Below are 16069 nucleotides of genomic sequence, written 5' to 3'. Positions count from 1 at the left end.
ATTTTGTATCTTGATCATCCAATGAATAATCAACTACAAACTCTATAGAAATAGGTTCTATTCCTCTGCAGAGATCTTCATAACTCAATTTTTTCTCCATGAACTGAAAAAACAGGTTGTAGAGGTTTTCTCGCTTTGATATAGGATAATCATTATATGAAAAATCGTTTCCTTGTATCACGGTGTTGATACAGTTACTACAGGAAGTCTTGGCCGTATTATTCCTGCCAACAATAAGGGTTGTTTTTGCATCGACATCCAATTCGGCATCAATAAGCAATCTGTAGTTTTTAATCTTTATCTTCGATAATCGCATTTTATCCATCCTTTCACTATTTTTTTAACTTTAACATTATTCCATAGGCTTAATCTTTTCTTCGAAAAATCAATTTCATATTCTGATAATTTATATTTATATAATATTGCTCACCTATTGCTAAAATAGACTTACTCTATTCAATATTTAATTATTAACAGGATACTAAACTTAAACATTTTCAAATACTAATTTTGAAATTTTAGCTTTAGCGAACATCTATTAGAGCATCTGAAAATATCTAAACGCATCTTTTATTGCCTCTTCTTTTTCTATTGGACAAATTGGTTGTTTTAAGTCTTCTTTTTTAGGTTTATTATAATTTTCTCTTTCTTTAATTCCACATTTTTCTTTTACTTGTGCTATATATAAATTAGATACCTTAAATCCAAACTTCTTAAAAACATAGTTTTGAATTTGTTTATAGGTTGCTTTACTCTCGGCACTTGTTAAGTCCATATCATCCATCGGAAGTTCTACACTAATATATTTCTTTGAATCTAGTTTGGAAAGCAACACGATTGTCTCCACGTGAGGGCTGCGGGCAAACATATCAACTGCGGCTACTTTATCTACCTTATACACCCCACTCATCAAGGCGATATCTCTCGCTAAACTTGCGTGGTTACAGCTGATGTATACAATCTTTTCTATACCGCTCGTCTTTAGCATCTCTACCACTTTTTTGTCGAGGCCCTTTCTCGGCGGGTCGACGATGACTGCATCGTATCTTTTTTCTTTCAAGACTCTATTTATCGCGTCTTCGGCTTTGGCGTGTATGAATTTTGCGTTTTTTATACCATTTGTCTCAGCGTTTTCGTCTGCGCTTTTAACTGAGGCCTTTACTACTTCGACTGCTGTGACGGATTTTGCTTCTTTCGCTACGCATAAGCTTATCGTGCCTATGCCTGAGTACAGCTCAAGTACGTCCATTTGTGATGTGTCTCCTAGATACTCTAGTGCCTTCTTATACAAAATGTCCATCATCTCTAAATTCACTTGCAAAAATGTTTGCGGATATATTTTAAAATCAAGTCCCAAGATATTTACGCTTAAAAAGTCCTCGCCATATAGCTTAGTAAATTTCCTTCCGTAAAGCACTTTGTCTGACTTATCGTTTATGTTTAGGTAAATGGATTTGACCCTCTTCATATCGATGGCTGCTTTTAATTTTTCGATATCGATCATAATATCATCGTGCGATACGAAGGTGATCATCAGCTCATCTTTTTCGTTATTTCTAAAAACTATGTCCTTGATATCGCCTTTCTTTGATTTCCAGTCGTAGCCCTTATAATTTTCTTTTACAAATTTTCTGACTCCCTGATAAACTTTTAGCGCTTCTTTATTCATGTAAAGCATCTCTTCTGAGTCGACAACAGTATTTGTGCCTTCTTCGAAATAACCGATGGCTACCCCACCATTATATCCACGAGCGACTTTGACCTGTGTGTTGTCCCTATAGTGTGTTAAAGTCTTCGCCATATATTCTTCTACATCCACGTCAATCCCAGCCATCTTCTTAAGGTTCATCTTAAGTCCATTGACCTTCCACTCGAATTCTTTTTCATAAGAAAGTCCAGATAAAATCGCTTCATCACTTGCCCCGTCCACACGAAACTCCGATGGCGAGACTATTTCCATGACATCTGCCTCGATAAAGCTCTTCTTCTTCACTTCGTTCGTAATTGTGACTGTATCGCCAAGCACGGCTCCTTTAATAAAATAGACCAGTCCCTCGGACTTTGCAACGCCCCTTAGCTGACTGGTCATATCTTCAATATAAAACTCTTTCATTAGATTGAACTTCTTAAATTGATTGTGTTGTCTATGATGGAAAGGTCTATGACTTTGCAGTCGTCGATGACGCGCTCGTTGTAATCGGGTGTTTTCTCGATGTTTAAAAATTTGTTAATGGTTCCGATTGCTTCTTCCAAGATGATTAGTCCGTCTTGGTCAAGTCCTGTACCCTTTTCCAAAATAATTGTCTTAAATGGTGTTTCGTTCGGCTTAACTGATCCTGACAATGGATGTGTTAAGAGTTTATATCCTTCGTGAATTAGGTCTCTTGCCTTAAGTAAAACGCCTGTATAATTATCGACTTTATCAACATAGATCATGTCGAAATCGTCTTTGTATTTGTCTCTAACGTAGTCGTTGTTTGTAACTATGGTTCTCTTCATATTAATTCTCCTCATTTATTCGTAAATTTTCTGCCATTTCAGCAAGTTTTTTAAGTCTATGGTTCACGCCCGATTTGCCAAGCTCTGGCTCCATAAGCCTGCCAAGCTCTGCAAGTGAGGCGTCTCTATTGTTCAGTCTAAGTATAGCCAGTTCTTTTAAATCAGCTTGCAATGCATCTAGGCCTATCATCTCGTCGATATACTCTATATCAGCTACCTGCCTTGTCGATGCGTCGACCGTCTTCTGTATATTGGCTGTTTCGCAGTTGGTCCGTCTATTGGCATTGTTCCTTACGTCCTTAACTACCCTTATATTCTCAAAGCTAAGCACTGCCCTCATCGCGCCTATAACTGTGAGAAAATCTGAAATTTCTTCGGCGCCCTTTAGATAAGTGATGTAGTTCTCCTTGCGTTTGACGTACTTCGCCCCAAGACCGTAAACATTCATTAGATCCTTGACCTCATTTGCCTCGAACTCGCTTTCGAAAAGCATTTCGAGGTGGTAGCCGCGCTCTGGATTAGTGATGGAGCCGACTGCCAAGAAGGCCGCTCTTAAGTAGCTCCGCCTCATATCGTCACTCTCTTTGACTGCCTTCGGAATCTTGTTCACGTCCAAAAAGCCTTCCATGCGCGTGTCCTTAAACATCTGCATAACTATATCCGTATCGTTTAGGACGATCGTGTAGATGTTCATTTTTTTGAGCTGCGTCATCTTTGAGATGTCCACGTCAAGGTCTGTATCGTATAAATTTCTGATTACTGTAAAAATCCTTCTCGCAAGCGCCGCCTTTTGCACTCTGAATGAAACGGCCACTTTGCCTGATATGAAGCTAATGGATGAGACGTATCTCACGTAGGCCATAAGCTCAGCTAGGGATGTGTCTTCGTCCGTGATCATCAGCTTTGCCGCTTCGTCCTTAGCTTTTTGTGAAAAACTCATTTCCTCTCCTCATTCTTCTCTCTGTCGTACTCTTCTATGGCTTTTCTAATAATTTCTCTTTCTTGACTATATTTCATAAGGCTAATCGCTTCTTCTCTTTCGTAGAACTTCGCCGTCTTAAAGCCTTCCATGCTCTGAGGCTTAGTGTGCGTGTCCTTTGTTGACATCAAAAAGAAGTGTACCGTCTTGTCAATCCTTATGTTTCTCATCCTGTTAATGAAAGAGTAATCGATCTTGCCTAAGTATTTTTTAATCTCGCCAGTGATGCCGCTTTCTTCCTTTACCTCGCGAAGTGCAGCCTCCTCAATGCTTTCGCCGCGCTCGATTCTGCCCTTCGGTAATACATAGTCGCCGTTGTACTTCTTCAAAAGTAATATTAAATTGTTATTGATAATTACGCCTCCTGAGCTAAGTACCTTCACCTAAATCACCTGAACAATCTTAAAAATTTCTCTTCCTCATCTGAAATATCGTCTTGACCGAGTAAATATTCCTTCTTGATAAGTATTTCCTCAAGTTTCAGCCTGCCCTTCTTTGTTAGAGCCACGCTGTAATCCGAGTCTTCCTTCTCTATATATCCCTTATTTAATAGCATTTCATACGAAGCATTTAGTTTTTCCTCGACAAGCTTGTCAGTCTCGTCCACGCCTAAGTAGCTAGCGACCTTATCTTCCTTCGTATCGTAAAATTGGTAGATCAAGTAAATGTACTCATCAAGCTCCTTTATGTCGAAAGTTTTGCCGCTTCTTTCCTTTTCTTCGTATCTTTTCTTTATTCTAAATTTATTTCTAAATCTTTGGTTCTTTGTCATCAAAAAGCCGACGATGATAAACGCTATAAGCGCGACAGCTATAAGCCCCTTAAGCACTAGCTCAGAGATGCCCGGCTTGTCAATGCGAGTAATTTGCGTTCTCATCAGCTCGTCATTACGGTAGTCATCGTAGTCCATGTCCAAATAAGGCGCGTTCACGAACTCATTCTTCGGATACTTAATGCCTATAGCTATGTCAATGGGCTCGTCTATCTCGTAAAGACCAGTCTTGCCATCTTCAAAAGTAGCGTTAAGGCCCTTTGAAGTAAATAGTTCATATACCGGCTCGTCAAAGTAAACGCTCTCGTAGGATAGCTCAATGGTGTTGATGTGCGTGTTAAACGAACGATACAAGCCAAAGACAAAACCATCGGCCCTTTTAAAAGCTTTTGGAAGACCCTTGATCTTGTATGAGACTTCTTTGTCGCCGCCGTTAAAGTCAAAGATGTATTTCGTTCCCGAAAGGAAATTGTCTCTAAGGCTCTTGCCATCTACATCGTAGACCTCAGCTCCATCCGGCACATCGATCGCAAACTTAAAGCCTGTGTGCTCCGTCTCAATCTTGACGTCCACATACATCGCGTCCTCCTTGAGATTCATCTTGTAAGTCATTTTATTTTCGCTCGCTGCATGCGCGTTAAATCCTGCCATGGACATAACTATGACAGAAAAAATTGTTAAGAATCTAAATTTCTTCAATTGACTCGCCTCCTAGTACTCTTCATACATTTATACCCATTTACTCCATAAAAGCTAACAAATTTACGTCCTTTTTTAAATTTAATTTATTAAAGTCATCAGGCTTCATTGTGACTAGGCACATGGCCGATGGCCCGCCCGATGCATATAGATCAAAGTCGTGATTCACGATGCGCGCCTTAAGTCCCGCGTGTGCCTCAATCTCAGCTAGTTCATGCGCCGCGCCCTTTGAGCCGATTGGAACTATGTCATGAATATAGTCTTGCTCCTTTAAATATATATAATCACTCATGCTCATGGCCTTGTCACGATACTTAATTAGCTCCTTGCCCACTAGCGCCTTGCCGATGGCGTAGACTGCATCGCCTTTTTGCGCCTCGCGTATATCAAGGCCGCGTCCTAAGACTGTGACGCCTATCCCTGTCATCTTTGTCACGAAGTTTTCTTCAGTCGATCCAGTAAAACCATCTCCCTCGTCAAGCCCCGCGTCCTTCATCGCCCTTTTGATGCCGCGAATGATTTTCTCGCCATATGGCTCTCTCTCGTTGCAAAGCGTGTCGACCAAGACCATTGGCACGCTTCTTACGCATAATAGCTCGGCTATGGGCACGAAAGCTGCATAATATGAAACCATTTCTATGTCAGCAAAAACTTCATCACATGGCTTCTCGCCTATCCCTGCTGCGCTGTCACAAGCAAGAACTAAATTCATATCGTCTAAAATTATTAAATCTCTAAAACTTTTCATGGCGCCTCCATTTACATATTCTTAATATATATGGTATAATATATTATATCATAAGTAGAGAGTATTTAATACTTTAATCGCAAAGGAGGACAAAATGAATTTTGAAGATAAGTTAAGGAATTACGCGAAGGTCGTTATCGAGAGGGGCATAAACGTGCAAAAAGGCATGCCACTCGTGATAAATACATCAACTGAGGCGATGGACTTCGTTAGACTTTTAACTGAACTTGCCTACGAAAGAGGCGCAAGCGAAGTAATTGTAAGGATACAAGACGACGAGTGCAACAGATTGAGCGCGATGATGATGAGTGAAGAGGCGATCAAGCACGCACCCGAGTGGAAGCTTAATATGATGCTTGATTTTGCAGAGAGAAAGGCGGGCTTCTTGTCAGTTGCTGCGCCAAATCCATCGCTAATGAAGGACGTTGACCCTGAGAGAATAAAACTAATGCGCAGTGTGAACGCAAATCTGATGAAACCATTCCAAAAGTACACTATGAACGACATAAACCCATGGTGCGTCGTTGCCGTGCCATCAAAGGCTTGGGCAGATAAGGTGCTTCCAGACGCGCCTGAAGAAAAGCGCATCGAAGAGCTTTGGGACTTAATATTTAAGATAGTTAGAGTCGACGGAGCAGACCCAGACAATGCTTGGGACGATTTTGAAAATACTATACAAGAAAAAGCTAAGTACTTAAACGAAATGCAATTTGAAAAATTACATTACAGATCAAAATTAGGTACAGACCTTACTATAGAGATGCCAAAGAATCACCTATGGATAGGCGGCTCATCCATGAGCGAGACAGGTGTTCGCTTCACAGCCAACATCCCGACAGAAGAAATCTTCTCCGCACCTAAGAGAGATGGGGTTAATGGTATTGTTTACGCGACAAAACCATTGTCACTATCAGGTAAATTAGTTGAGAACTTCTCTCTTCGCTTTGAGAATGGTAAATGCGTTGAAGTAAAGGCAGAAAAGAATCAAAAATTATTAGAAGATTTAATCGCTACAGATGAAAACGCTTGTATGTTAGGCGAAGTGGCCCTTGTGCAAAACGACTCACCTATTAGCAATAGTAAAAAATTATTCTACTCAACACTATTCGACGAAAACGCATCTTGCCATCTAGCTTTCGGAGCTGCTTACCCAACATGCGTGGAGGGCGGCGCTGCCATGAGCGAAGAAGAATTACTAGCAAATGGTATTAACGACAGCAAAATTCATGTCGATTTTATGATTGGTGATGAAACAACTGAGATAATTGGGTATAAAGACGGTAAGGAATACAAAATATTTGAGGAAGGCAACTGGGCCTTCTAAGGAGGGATAATATGAACGACAATTTTGTATATGAAGAGTTTGATCCGAAGAGAAAGGGCGGCAGAGCAAGTGGCGTCTCCGAAGTATTTCAAGCGACAAACAGCTATATTAAAAATAATATCAAGGCGCTTCTTTGCTTCGCACTTGTCTACATCTTGCTTATAGGCGGATTTGTAGCAATAAACGTTGGATCTATAATGCAAATTTCATCAGACGTTTTGAAAGAAGGCTATAAATATAGTGATGACGTTATGTCAGACGAGCTCGATAGCTCCTTAAAAGAGCTTGATGAGGCAGAAAGTTTTGAAGACGTTATGCAAGGCGTGGGCAATTTAAAAAGAAGCATAAGAGAAGATGATTTTAAGAGAGTTATGAGCGTAACAAGATCATCAGTACTTATGATGCTAAGCTTCATTGCCATGGGTATATTGATTCAGTTAATAGGCATCGCCTTCGTTACACACGTTAATAAGTGGATATTCAAGATGGATAGAGGCTTTAAAGACGTGTCAGAGGCAGTATTTATTAAGTTTATCAAGTCCATCGCCATAGCCATAGTATTTGGACTTATATCAGGTGTAGCAGCTATAATTTTGCCAATATTTGCTGGTATAAGCGATTCTAACGAAACAGTTATGGCACTCGCAGCCATAATTGTAACTCTACTAAGCATCTACATCAGCATAGCAGGAAGCTTTGCGCACTACCTAGTTACTACAAATAAGTACATCGGCATAGGTACATGCATCAGCACAGGCTTTGGACTTGCCAATAGATTCTTATTCAACTGGATTGGCAAAATGCTTTTGATCATCATAGGCATTGCAGTTATCGCGGGCCTTGCAACAGTCGTTATAGCGCTACTTGCGACAGGACTAAGATCCCCTTGGATCATGGCTATAACAACAATACCTTGGATCATCGGAACACTTTACTCATCAGTCTACTCACAAGTAACGATGTGCGACTACACAAACCAATACGAGTTTAGAACAGGAAATGTAGTCAGAGACTACGACTACTACGACATCTACGATGATGATGGCTATGACTACACAGATAGACCAAGACGCTACCAAGACGATGAAGCAAGAAGCGTGGATGATTTTTATAATAACTTGGATAGATAAATAGATAAATTTTGTAAATGGATTAAGCGCAGCGAGTGCTGCGCTTTTTTTGTGGACCGAGCTCATTGAAAAATAAGGGGAAAATTCCCCTTATTTTTCATTTTGCATATTGACTACGCTCTCTTAATCTATTATAATATAGATAAGTAAGGGTATTAACCATATTTATGGAGGTGATATTAATGAGAATTTCAAGAGACAAGTACTTAAATGATTTGATAGTAAGGATGCATAATGGCTTAATTAAGGTTATAACAGGGCTTAGACGAAGTGGAAAATCTTATCTATTGTTTGAAATATTTAAGAGCTATTTACTAGAAAACAATATTAGTGAAGATCACATAATTGAAATTTCCTTAGATCAAAGAAAGAATAAACAATATAGAGACCCAGATACTATACTTGATTTTATTGAAGAATCTATCGTTGATAATGATAATTACTACATCTTCTTGGATGAAGTGCAAATGCTTAATGATTTTGAAGAAGTACTTAACTCTTTACTGCACATAAAAAACGCTGACATCTACGTAACTGGAAGCAATTCGAAATTTTTATCGAAGGACATAATCACTGAATTTCGCGGCCGCGGTGACGAGATCCATATATACCCTCTTAGTTTTAAAGAGTTTATGCAAGTTTATGACGGCGACAAGTACGAGGGCCTTTCTGAATACATGGTTTATGGCGGTCTGCCTCTTGTTGCCACTATGAAAAGTGATGAGCAAAAGGTTAAGTATCTTGAAAATTTATTCGAGGAAACTTATTTAAAAGATATCAAGGAGCGTTACAATATTGAAAAATTGCAAGAGATGGACGATTTAATTAAAGTTTTAGCCTCAAGCGTTGGCTCTCTTTCAAATCCATCGAAAATTGCAGACACTTTCAAAAGCTCATTAAAATCAGATATAAGCATGAACACTATAAAAAATTACATTAATTATCTGAAAGAATGTTTTTTGATTAATGAAGCTAATAGATATGACGTCAAGGGCAGAAAATACATTGGAACTCCGCTTAAATACTACTTTGAAGATATTGGCCTAAGAAATGCCAAGCTCGAATTTAGACAAATTGAAGAAACTCATTTAATGGAAAATATTGTCTACAACGAGCTTAGAGCAAGAGGCTTTCAGGTTGATGTAGGCATGGTTGAGACAAAAGAAAAGAATAAAGATGGTAATTTCGAGAAAAAGCGTCTAGAAGTTGATTTCATCGCAAACAAAGGAAGTCACAAATATTATATACAGTCGGCATATAGCTTAGCTACAGAGAAAAAGATAAAGCAAGAGAAGAATTCTCTTCTAAATATCAATGACTCTTTCAAGAAAATAATTATAGTTAAAGACGTAATAAAACCACAAAGAGATGAAAATGGCATAGTAAGCATTAGTTTGTATGATTTTTTATTGGATGAAAATAGTTTGAATTTATAAACTCATTGAAAAATAAGGGGAAATTTCCCCCTATTTTTCATTTTGCAAATCAAATGGACATAGAAAAGTGTTTTATATATAATTACGAATACTAAACTTCACAGAGCAAATTGAATTATAGGACGAAGTGGAGCTTTGAGGCAAACGGAGTGTATATGTCATACTCGAGTATTGCCGAGAAGCGAACGAGTTCTATAAACAATTTGAATGTGAAGTGTTTTGGCAAATCCATTAACATGGTTTTGCAAATATTCCCCCTTTATGTTATAATGACGATAAGAAAAAATAAATAAGGAGGAAGAAATGAGTAAATTTATAGCGGACAAAAGCTTTTTTGAATTATTTCCTGAGGCGAAGCTTGGGGTAATTCTTGTGAAGAACATGGAAAATTCGGACGAAAGCCCGATTGAAGTAAAAAAGATGCTGCTTGATGCGAACGACGAAGCGGAAAAATATCTTGTAGCTGGCCAGCTTAGCGAAAATAAAGAAATTGCTGTTTGGAGAGAGGCGTACAAGAAGTTCAAGACTAAGAAGGGCGCGAGATGCTCGATTGAAGCGCTTCTAAAGAGACTTTCTAAGGGCAACATCGTTGGCTCGATCAACACTTTGGTTGACATCTACAACGCTGCATCGCTTAAGTACGCGCTACCATGCGGTGCTGAGGACTCGGACAAGTTCGTTGGCGACTTGAGACTAACTATCACTGAAGGCGACGACGAATTCCAAGCTATCGGCGAGGATCCATCTGAGACTTATCCTGGCGAACTTTGCTACAAGGACGACAAGGGCGCTATCTGCAGATGCTTTAACTGGCGTGATGGCATCAGAACGATGATTACTGAAGATACTAAGAACGCTTTCATGATTATGGAGCTCGTTGACCCAGATAGGTACGACGCACTTGAAGGAGCTCTTGAGTTTTTGAAGGAAAATCTTACAAAGTACTTGAATGCGGAAGTATCAGTGCATATACTTGATAAGGATAATCCAGAAGTATCACTAAATTAATAATAAGAACACATAAGAATGGGCATATGGTCTAAACCATATGCCCTTGTTTTTTAATCAATATAAACCTGGAATCCCTTCGCTAATGGGTTATTAGAGTAGTCAATCGTAAATTTCTCAATATAATCCATATTCTTGTTCACGCAAACCCTAAAGCCACCCACATCAATCACTATATCGTTGTCATGTAACTTATCCAAAGTCACGCCATAAACGGCGCCTCTTCATGAGTAGTTCAGTAGCCTTATGCGCAGGGCTTTGTCCTCGTACTCTTTAACGCCAAGCTCATTAAGTCTTGCCGCTGCTCTTTCTTTTATTTCAATCTTCATAATTATCACCAGTATATATATACCCGAAATCCATAAAATTTATCTATACTTTCATCGCCATTATTATAAATTTGTCAATAGCTTTGCCATGATTATAAATTTTATCTATATATCCCCTACCATTATCATAAATAAATCAATGCCTCTTTGCCATCAATATAAATTTTATCTATATATGCCAATGTATGCCGCCTCCTGTGTCTCGTATATCTATATTGTATCACAATAGATGGCTCTTGATTTAGTAAATATTGCTATAAAGAACTTATCTAATTATGAATCTTTATATAAATATTTCTTATGGTGTAAGATATGTTACAGAAATATAATATTTTTAAGTATACAATTTATTTGAAATGAAACGAAATAATATAGAATAAAGGAGGCTAATTATGTTTTGTTATCAATGTCAAGAAACTTTAAACAACAAGGGTTGTACTAAGGCTGGTGTCTGCGGTAAAAAGGCAGATGTTGCCATTGGCCAAGACCTACTTGTTTATACAACTAAACTACTGTGTGATGTTTTAAATAATCTTAGAGGTGAAAACTACGCTATAGATAAAAAGTACAATCACATGGTTACTTATAACATGTTCATAACTATCACTAATGCAAATTTTGACTTGGACATGATACTTAATCAAGTTATCAAAACTATAGTAGCTAAAGATGAGCTTATTTCTAAGCTAAAAGATAAATCGAAGCTAAATAAGCTAAGTCTTTACTCTGACAAGGACAGAGCTAAGCTTATGGCTTTGGCTGAGATCGTTGGCGTTTTAGTAACTAAGGATGAAGATCAAAGATCTCTTAAAGAGCTAGCCACATACGGTATCAAAGGTATGAGTGCGTATATGAAGCACGCTAACACTCTTAACTATGACGATGAAAGTGTTGATATCTTCATACAAAAAACTCTTGCAAGATTCATCGATGTAGAGATCCCAATTGACGAACTATATGAAACTGTATTAAAAACTGGTGAGTACGGCGTTAAGGCCATGGCTCTACTTGATAAGGCAAACACTGAAACTTATGGTAACCCAGAGATTACAAAAGTTAATATCGGCGTTAGCGATAAACCTGGTATACTTATATCCGGCCATGACTTAAAGGATATTGAGATGCTGCTTGAACAAACAGAAGGCAGTGGTGTTGACGTTTACACTCACTCCGAGATGCTACCTGCACACTACTATCCGAAGTTTAAAAAGTACAAGCACTTCATCGGTAACTATGGCAATAGCTGGTGGATGCAAAAAGAAGAGTTTGAAAAATTTAATGGACCGGTACTGTTTACGACTAACTGCATAGTTCCACCAAAAACTGATTATATAGATAGAATATACACAACTGGAGCTGCGGGCTTCCCAGGATGCAAGCACATTGAAGCTGACGAGAACGGTCACAAAGACTTTACAGAAATCATTGAACATGCAAAAAAATGCAAGTCACCTGTTCAAATCGAAGAAGGTGAGCTAGTAGGAGGCTTTGCGCACAATCAAGTTCTTGCACTTAAAGACAAAGTTGTAGATGCAGTTAAATCAGGAGCAATCAAAAGATTTGTTGTCATGGGCGCTGCGATGGAAGACAAAAAGGGAGAAGCTACTACACAGAATTTGCTGAAAAACTTCCAAAAGATACTGTAATACTAACTGCTGGCTGTGCAAAATACCGCTACAACAAGCTTAATCTTGGAGACATAGCAGGTATACCAAGAGTATTGGATGCAGGTCAATGTAATGACTCTTACAGCTTAGCGATGATAGCACTAGCACTTAAGGATGCCTTTGGCCTTGATGATATCAATGACTTGCCTATAGTCTACAATATCGCGTGGTACGAGCAAAAAGCTGTCATAGTCTTACTTGCACTGCTTTCACTTGGCGTAAAAAACATACATCTTGGACCAACACTACCAGCTTTCTTAACAGGCAATGTCGTTAATATACTAGTAGAAAAGTTTGGCATAGCTCCAAACTCAAGCGTTGATGAAGATCTAGCAAAGTTTTTTGCATAAGAATATTTAACATTTTTGCATAAGAATATTTAACAAAAGAAAACCATTGTTCAGATAAGCTCTGTTCAATGGTTTTTTTCTATAATAAATCTTCTAGCTTTGCTCTAGAAAAATATATTTTATTAGCTCTTTCTTCGATAAGCCCCTCATCTTTCATCTGCGACAGCTCTCTTGATAGAGATGGCCTTGGTACGCTTAAGAATTCTGCAAAAGCAGTCTTTGTAAATGGCAGCCTAAGGAAGTCTCCCTCGTCATTAATCAGAAGGTAGTTGATAATCTTATGACGAATAGACTTAGCTGTACATATCATAAGCTTCTTGTTCAGGTAGTAGGCTTTGTTTGCAAGTATACTGATGATATTATCTATAAGAACCTTATAATTATGGTTTTGATCAACAATATATTCTTTCTTTATAGCAAGAAGCGAGCTATCCTTTGTAGCACTTGCGCTATGATGCAAAGCCTCATCTATGTATAGATACACCTCAGCAAACACAGTGCCAGGCTTGTCAAAGACGTTGACTATAGTTTTCTTACCGCTTAGAGTGATGTTCTCAACAGCAACTTCACCAGATAGCAAGATGTAAAGCTCAGTGGCGTAATCACCAGCCATGAATATGCTCTCACCACGCTTATAGTTTTTTACGCTAGCCTTTGCAAACTTCAAGTATTCATCGATTTCTTCACTCTTCATTCCTTTAAATAGCAATGATTTTTTCAAAATCTCTATCATAAATCCTCCCTCGTAAGTATCATAATTCATAATATTATACTCAATATATACCCATAAATTCTATATAACACTTAAATGAAAATCTCCCTTCAATAAACTATATTGTCTACTGTAGGAAGATTTTTAATTTAACTGCCACTATTATAAATATGTCAATAGCTTTGCCGTGATTATAAATTTTATCTATACATCCATTGCCATAATTATAAATAAATCAATAGCAATCTGCAAAAAATCTCTTAATTCATCAAGTGAACACAAAAATATTATTCCATATTTATCTAACTGTACTAAAAACTCCACAGAAATTAGCAATCATTTCGTCAAAGATTACGCCAAGCTTATCAACTTCCTCCTCAATATCATCTTGCATGTCATTCCACATAAATTTCATGAAAAAACCACCTAAAGTATAGGTAATCATCTCGCTAGCAAGCTGCGCGCGGTATATGCTTCCACCCGCTAATCGCACATACTCCTCCATGTACATAGAGACGGTTGAAGCAATCCTCTCAAATACATAAAAGCAAATTTGGTCACGCGATAGAGAGTTATAAACATTGTAAATCCTGTTCTTGTGCTCAAGGCACGAGTAAAGTATCGCCTTGGCAACGTCCTGCCACGACTGCGCCGAAGTCGACTCGATACGCACCTTAAGCCAAATAGAAAGTGACTCATCCAAAACCTCATAAATGTCTTTATAGTGATAATAAAAAGTATTTCTGCTAATTTGGCACTCCTTAATCAGAGCCGTAACCGTAATTTTATCAAAAGGCATACGCTCGAGCATGTCATTAAACGTGTCAATAATGCGACTTTCCGTGTTAATTGCCATATAAACACCCCTTTGTGTATATCTACCCATTTCCCTAAAATTATATCAATGTAGATGCATACATACTACTAAAGTATGATTTTTAAAAAAGTACTTGACAAAATCGATTTACCGTGCTATAATGTAACCAAGATAGAAGAAAGATAATTCTATCTAAAGAAAATTAGCTCCATCCCTTGACTTAATATAGATACGAAGCTAAATATTTTAGCAAGGAATGAATGGCTTAACTTTTACTATTTGAGAGCCGTGGGTGGATCAAAGGTAAATAAAGTCTAAATTAGATGAACCTTAAGTGGCAATAGCTACTAAAGTGCTTGTTTAATCATATTCTCTTAATTCTTATATAAGAAGAATAAGATATTTATTAGTGGAGGTAATTTACAAATAAAATTTAATATTTATGACGATGGTAGATGACATGTGTAAAAAAGTCACGACTATGAAAAGACATTCATTTATCTCTGTAAAAGGAGAATTACTTTTCTTTTCAAGGTGAAAATTAAACAATGAAGGACATATGGATGAATCTACAAAGGAAGATCGCTAAGAAAGGATGTATAAGATGTTCTTTTGAAGCACACGAACGAAAGGAAGTTGTTAAAGCGATGATTGAACCTAAAGATGATCGTCAAGGGATGGTAAGCTAATATTTTTTAAATATTAGCTTTTTTTCGCATTCGATTTGCGCCTAAGGCTCGTTTCAATGTAAATAAATCTATTATTTCACTCGTCATTACATAATTTTTGGCAAACAAAAATATATTGACAAGTCAAGATAAAAAGTATATACTATATATATACATAATATATGGAGGTGTAATTATGATTACTTTACAAAAATGGGGTAACAGCCAAGGAATAAGACTTCCAAAGTTCTTGCTTAATGAACTAGGATGGAGTGAAAATGAAGAACTAGCTGTAGTAAAGGAAGATGATAAGCTTATAATAAAAAAACATAATAAAAGAAAGAACATAATTGAACTTTTTAATGGATATAACGGAGATTATAAGCCCGAAGAAATAGACTGGGGCGAAGCCGAGGGTAAAGAAATATGGTAGAACAAGGTGATATCATAAAACTAAGTTTCAATCCTCAAAAGGGACATGAACAAGCTGGATTTAGACCAGCCCTCGTTATAAGTAACAAGGTTTTTAACAAAAACACAAATTTGGCAATACTATGTCCAATAACTAATACAGATAACAAATTCCCTTTACACGTTCCATTAGATATTAGGCTCAAACTACTGGCGTCATTTTATGTGAACACATTAAATCATTGGACCTTAATGCAAGAGAGAATGTTTTTGTCGAGAAATGCCCTAAAGATATCTTAGATCAAGTAATAAATATAGTCTTTTCTCAGGTAGAAAGATTATAGAATAGTTTTTGCAAAATATAAAGGATAGAGATTTTATTTTCTCTATCCTTCTTTTATTGAATGTGATTAAATTATTTTATTAATAACCAGTCTTCTTCCAATCTCTTCAATATATCTTCTTTATATCTTCTGATAAACTCATGGCTGTTTGTTGCTTCAACCATATCGTTCCAACC

At 37.5% G+C, this 16069-nt stretch carries 15 protein-coding genes and 1 pseudogene; 7 read left to right on the top strand and 9 right to left on the bottom strand.

All coding sequences use genetic code 11. From position 1 onward, the window contains the following. The 7 genes from Q0E71_RS04580 to Q0E71_RS04550 form a co-directional block, all read right to left on the bottom strand. The coding region (locus tag Q0E71_RS04580; RefSeq protein WP_294796487.1) for an AAA family ATPase at positions 1–316 on the bottom strand (316 nt) is incomplete at its 3' end. Between the two features lie 222 nt (positions 317–538). After that, positions 539–2113, bottom strand: a complete 1575-nt coding sequence (gene rlmD, locus Q0E71_RS04575; RefSeq protein ID WP_294796485.1) for a 23S rRNA (uracil(1939)-C(5))-methyltransferase RlmD — start codon at positions 2111–2113, stop codon at positions 539–541. Then, entirely contained in the window at positions 2113–2499 is a 387-nt protein-coding gene (locus tag Q0E71_RS04570; protein ID WP_058259740.1) for a GrdX family protein, read from the bottom strand. The genes rlmD and Q0E71_RS04570 overlap by 1 nt, the downstream gene beginning before the upstream one ends. Position 2500: 1 nt before the next feature. After that, positions 2501–3439 carry a DNA-binding protein WhiA gene (whiA, locus tag Q0E71_RS04565; protein ID WP_294796482.1) on the bottom strand — a complete coding sequence of 313 codons (939 nt, stop codon included), beginning with the start codon at positions 3437–3439 and terminating at the stop codon, positions 2501–2503. Then, positions 3436–3861, bottom strand: a complete 426-nt coding sequence (locus Q0E71_RS04560; RefSeq protein ID WP_294796480.1) for an NUDIX hydrolase — start codon at positions 3859–3861, stop codon at positions 3436–3438. Before Q0E71_RS04560 ends, whiA begins: the two co-directional genes overlap by 4 nt. A 5-nt stretch (positions 3862–3866) precedes the next feature. Beyond that, positions 3867–4949 carry a hypothetical protein gene (locus Q0E71_RS04555; RefSeq protein ID WP_294796478.1) on the bottom strand — a complete coding sequence of 361 codons (1083 nt, stop codon included), beginning with the start codon at positions 4947–4949 and terminating at the stop codon, positions 3867–3869. Between the two features lie 40 nt (positions 4950–4989). Beyond that, positions 4990–5697, bottom strand: coding sequence for a hypothetical protein (locus tag Q0E71_RS04550; RefSeq protein ID WP_294796476.1), 708 nt, complete (start codon positions 5695–5697; stop codon positions 4990–4992). A 94-nt stretch (positions 5698–5791) separates the two neighbouring features. Here Q0E71_RS04550 and Q0E71_RS04545 point away from each other — a divergent pair, with 94 nt between their 5' ends. From Q0E71_RS04545 to hcp, 5 genes and pseudogenes are all read left to right on the top strand, one after another. Then, on the top strand, positions 5792–7021 hold the full coding sequence (locus Q0E71_RS04545; protein WP_294796474.1) for an aminopeptidase: 1230 nt from the start codon (positions 5792–5794) through the stop codon (positions 7019–7021). 11 nt (positions 7022–7032) lie between these two features. Next, positions 7033–8151, top strand: coding sequence for a hypothetical protein (locus Q0E71_RS04540; RefSeq protein ID WP_294796472.1), 1119 nt, complete (start codon positions 7033–7035; stop codon positions 8149–8151). Positions 8152–8333: 182 nt separating this feature from the next. After that, the gene (locus Q0E71_RS04535) at positions 8334–9587 is read left to right on the top strand and encodes an ATP-binding protein (protein WP_294796470.1); all 1254 of its coding nucleotides are present in this window, start codon (positions 8334–8336) and stop codon (positions 9585–9587) included. Positions 9588–9890: 303 nt separating this feature from the next. Continuing rightward, complete coding sequence (locus Q0E71_RS04530; protein ID WP_294796468.1) at positions 9891–10595, top strand: B3/4 domain-containing protein; 705 nt, start codon at positions 9891–9893, stop codon at positions 10593–10595. 721 nt (positions 10596–11316) lie between these two features. Further along, positions 11317–12941, top strand: a pseudogene (gene hcp / locus Q0E71_RS04525) (hydroxylamine reductase). A gap of 79 nt (positions 12942–13020) precedes the next feature. Here the strand turns inward: hcp and Q0E71_RS04520 are convergent. Together Q0E71_RS04520 and Q0E71_RS04515 are read right to left on the bottom strand one after the other, a co-directional pair. Then, positions 13021–13674, bottom strand: a complete 654-nt coding sequence (locus Q0E71_RS04520; protein WP_294796466.1) for a Crp/Fnr family transcriptional regulator — start codon at positions 13672–13674, stop codon at positions 13021–13023. Positions 13675–13951: 277 nt separating this feature from the next. After that, positions 13952–14509 carry a TetR/AcrR family transcriptional regulator gene (locus tag Q0E71_RS04515; protein WP_294796463.1) on the bottom strand — a complete coding sequence of 186 codons (558 nt, stop codon included), beginning with the start codon at positions 14507–14509 and terminating at the stop codon, positions 13952–13954. An 825-nt stretch (positions 14510–15334) separates the two neighbouring features. Here Q0E71_RS04515 and Q0E71_RS04510 point away from each other — a divergent pair. After that, the gene (locus Q0E71_RS04510) at positions 15335–15571 is read left to right on the top strand and encodes an AbrB/MazE/SpoVT family DNA-binding domain-containing protein (protein WP_294796461.1); all 237 of its coding nucleotides are present in this window, start codon (positions 15335–15337) and stop codon (positions 15569–15571) included. Continuing rightward, positions 15565–15849: a type II toxin-antitoxin system PemK/MazF family toxin gene (locus tag Q0E71_RS04505; RefSeq protein ID WP_367116815.1), complete on the top strand. Its 285-nt coding sequence runs from the start codon at positions 15565–15567 to the stop codon at positions 15847–15849. The genes Q0E71_RS04510 and Q0E71_RS04505 overlap by 7 nt, the downstream gene beginning before the upstream one ends. Positions 15850–16069: the final 220 nt, after the last annotated feature.

It is taken from the genome of uncultured Fenollaria sp. (genome assembly GCF_934202865.1).
Classification (GTDB): Bacteria; Bacillota; Clostridia; order Tissierellales; family Peptoniphilaceae; genus Fenollaria.
This window is presented reverse-complemented; position numbering and strand designations above follow the sequence as displayed.

What these genes read in the sequence shown, in the direction of transcription:
- rlmD (WP_294796485.1), bottom strand. Translation starts at nt 2,113, where the DNA reads ATGAAAGAGTTTTATATTGAAGATATGACCAGTCAGCTAAGGGGCGTT.
- Q0E71_RS04520 (WP_294796466.1), bottom strand. Translation starts at nt 13,674, where the DNA reads ATGATAGAGATTTTGAAAAAATCATTGCTATTTAAAGGAATGAAGAGT.
- Q0E71_RS04515 (WP_294796463.1), bottom strand. Translation starts at nt 14,509, where the DNA reads ATGGCAATTAACACGGAAAGTCGCATTATTGACACGTTTAATGACATG.
- Q0E71_RS04540 (WP_294796472.1), top strand. Translation starts at nt 7,033, where the DNA reads ATGAACGACAATTTTGTATATGAAGAGTTTGATCCGAAGAGAAAGGGC.
- Q0E71_RS04570 (WP_058259740.1), bottom strand. Translation starts at nt 2,499, where the DNA reads ATGAAGAGAACCATAGTTACAAACAACGACTACGTTAGAGACAAATAC.
- Q0E71_RS04550 (WP_294796476.1), bottom strand. Translation starts at nt 5,697, where the DNA reads ATGAAAAGTTTTAGAGATTTAATAATTTTAGACGATATGAATTTAGTT.
- Q0E71_RS04510 (WP_294796461.1), top strand. Translation starts at nt 15,335, where the DNA reads ATGATTACTTTACAAAAATGGGGTAACAGCCAAGGAATAAGACTTCCA.
- Q0E71_RS04530 (WP_294796468.1), top strand. Translation starts at nt 9,891, where the DNA reads ATGAGTAAATTTATAGCGGACAAAAGCTTTTTTGAATTATTTCCTGAG.
- Q0E71_RS04535 (WP_294796470.1), top strand. Translation starts at nt 8,334, where the DNA reads ATGAGAATTTCAAGAGACAAGTACTTAAATGATTTGATAGTAAGGATG.
- Q0E71_RS04505 (WP_367116815.1), top strand. Translation starts at nt 15,565, where the DNA reads ATGGTAGAACAAGGTGATATCATAAAACTAAGTTTCAATCCTCAAAAG.
- Q0E71_RS04545 (WP_294796474.1), top strand. Translation starts at nt 5,792, where the DNA reads ATGAATTTTGAAGATAAGTTAAGGAATTACGCGAAGGTCGTTATCGAG.
- whiA (WP_294796482.1), bottom strand. Translation starts at nt 3,439, where the DNA reads ATGAGTTTTTCACAAAAAGCTAAGGACGAAGCGGCAAAGCTGATGATC.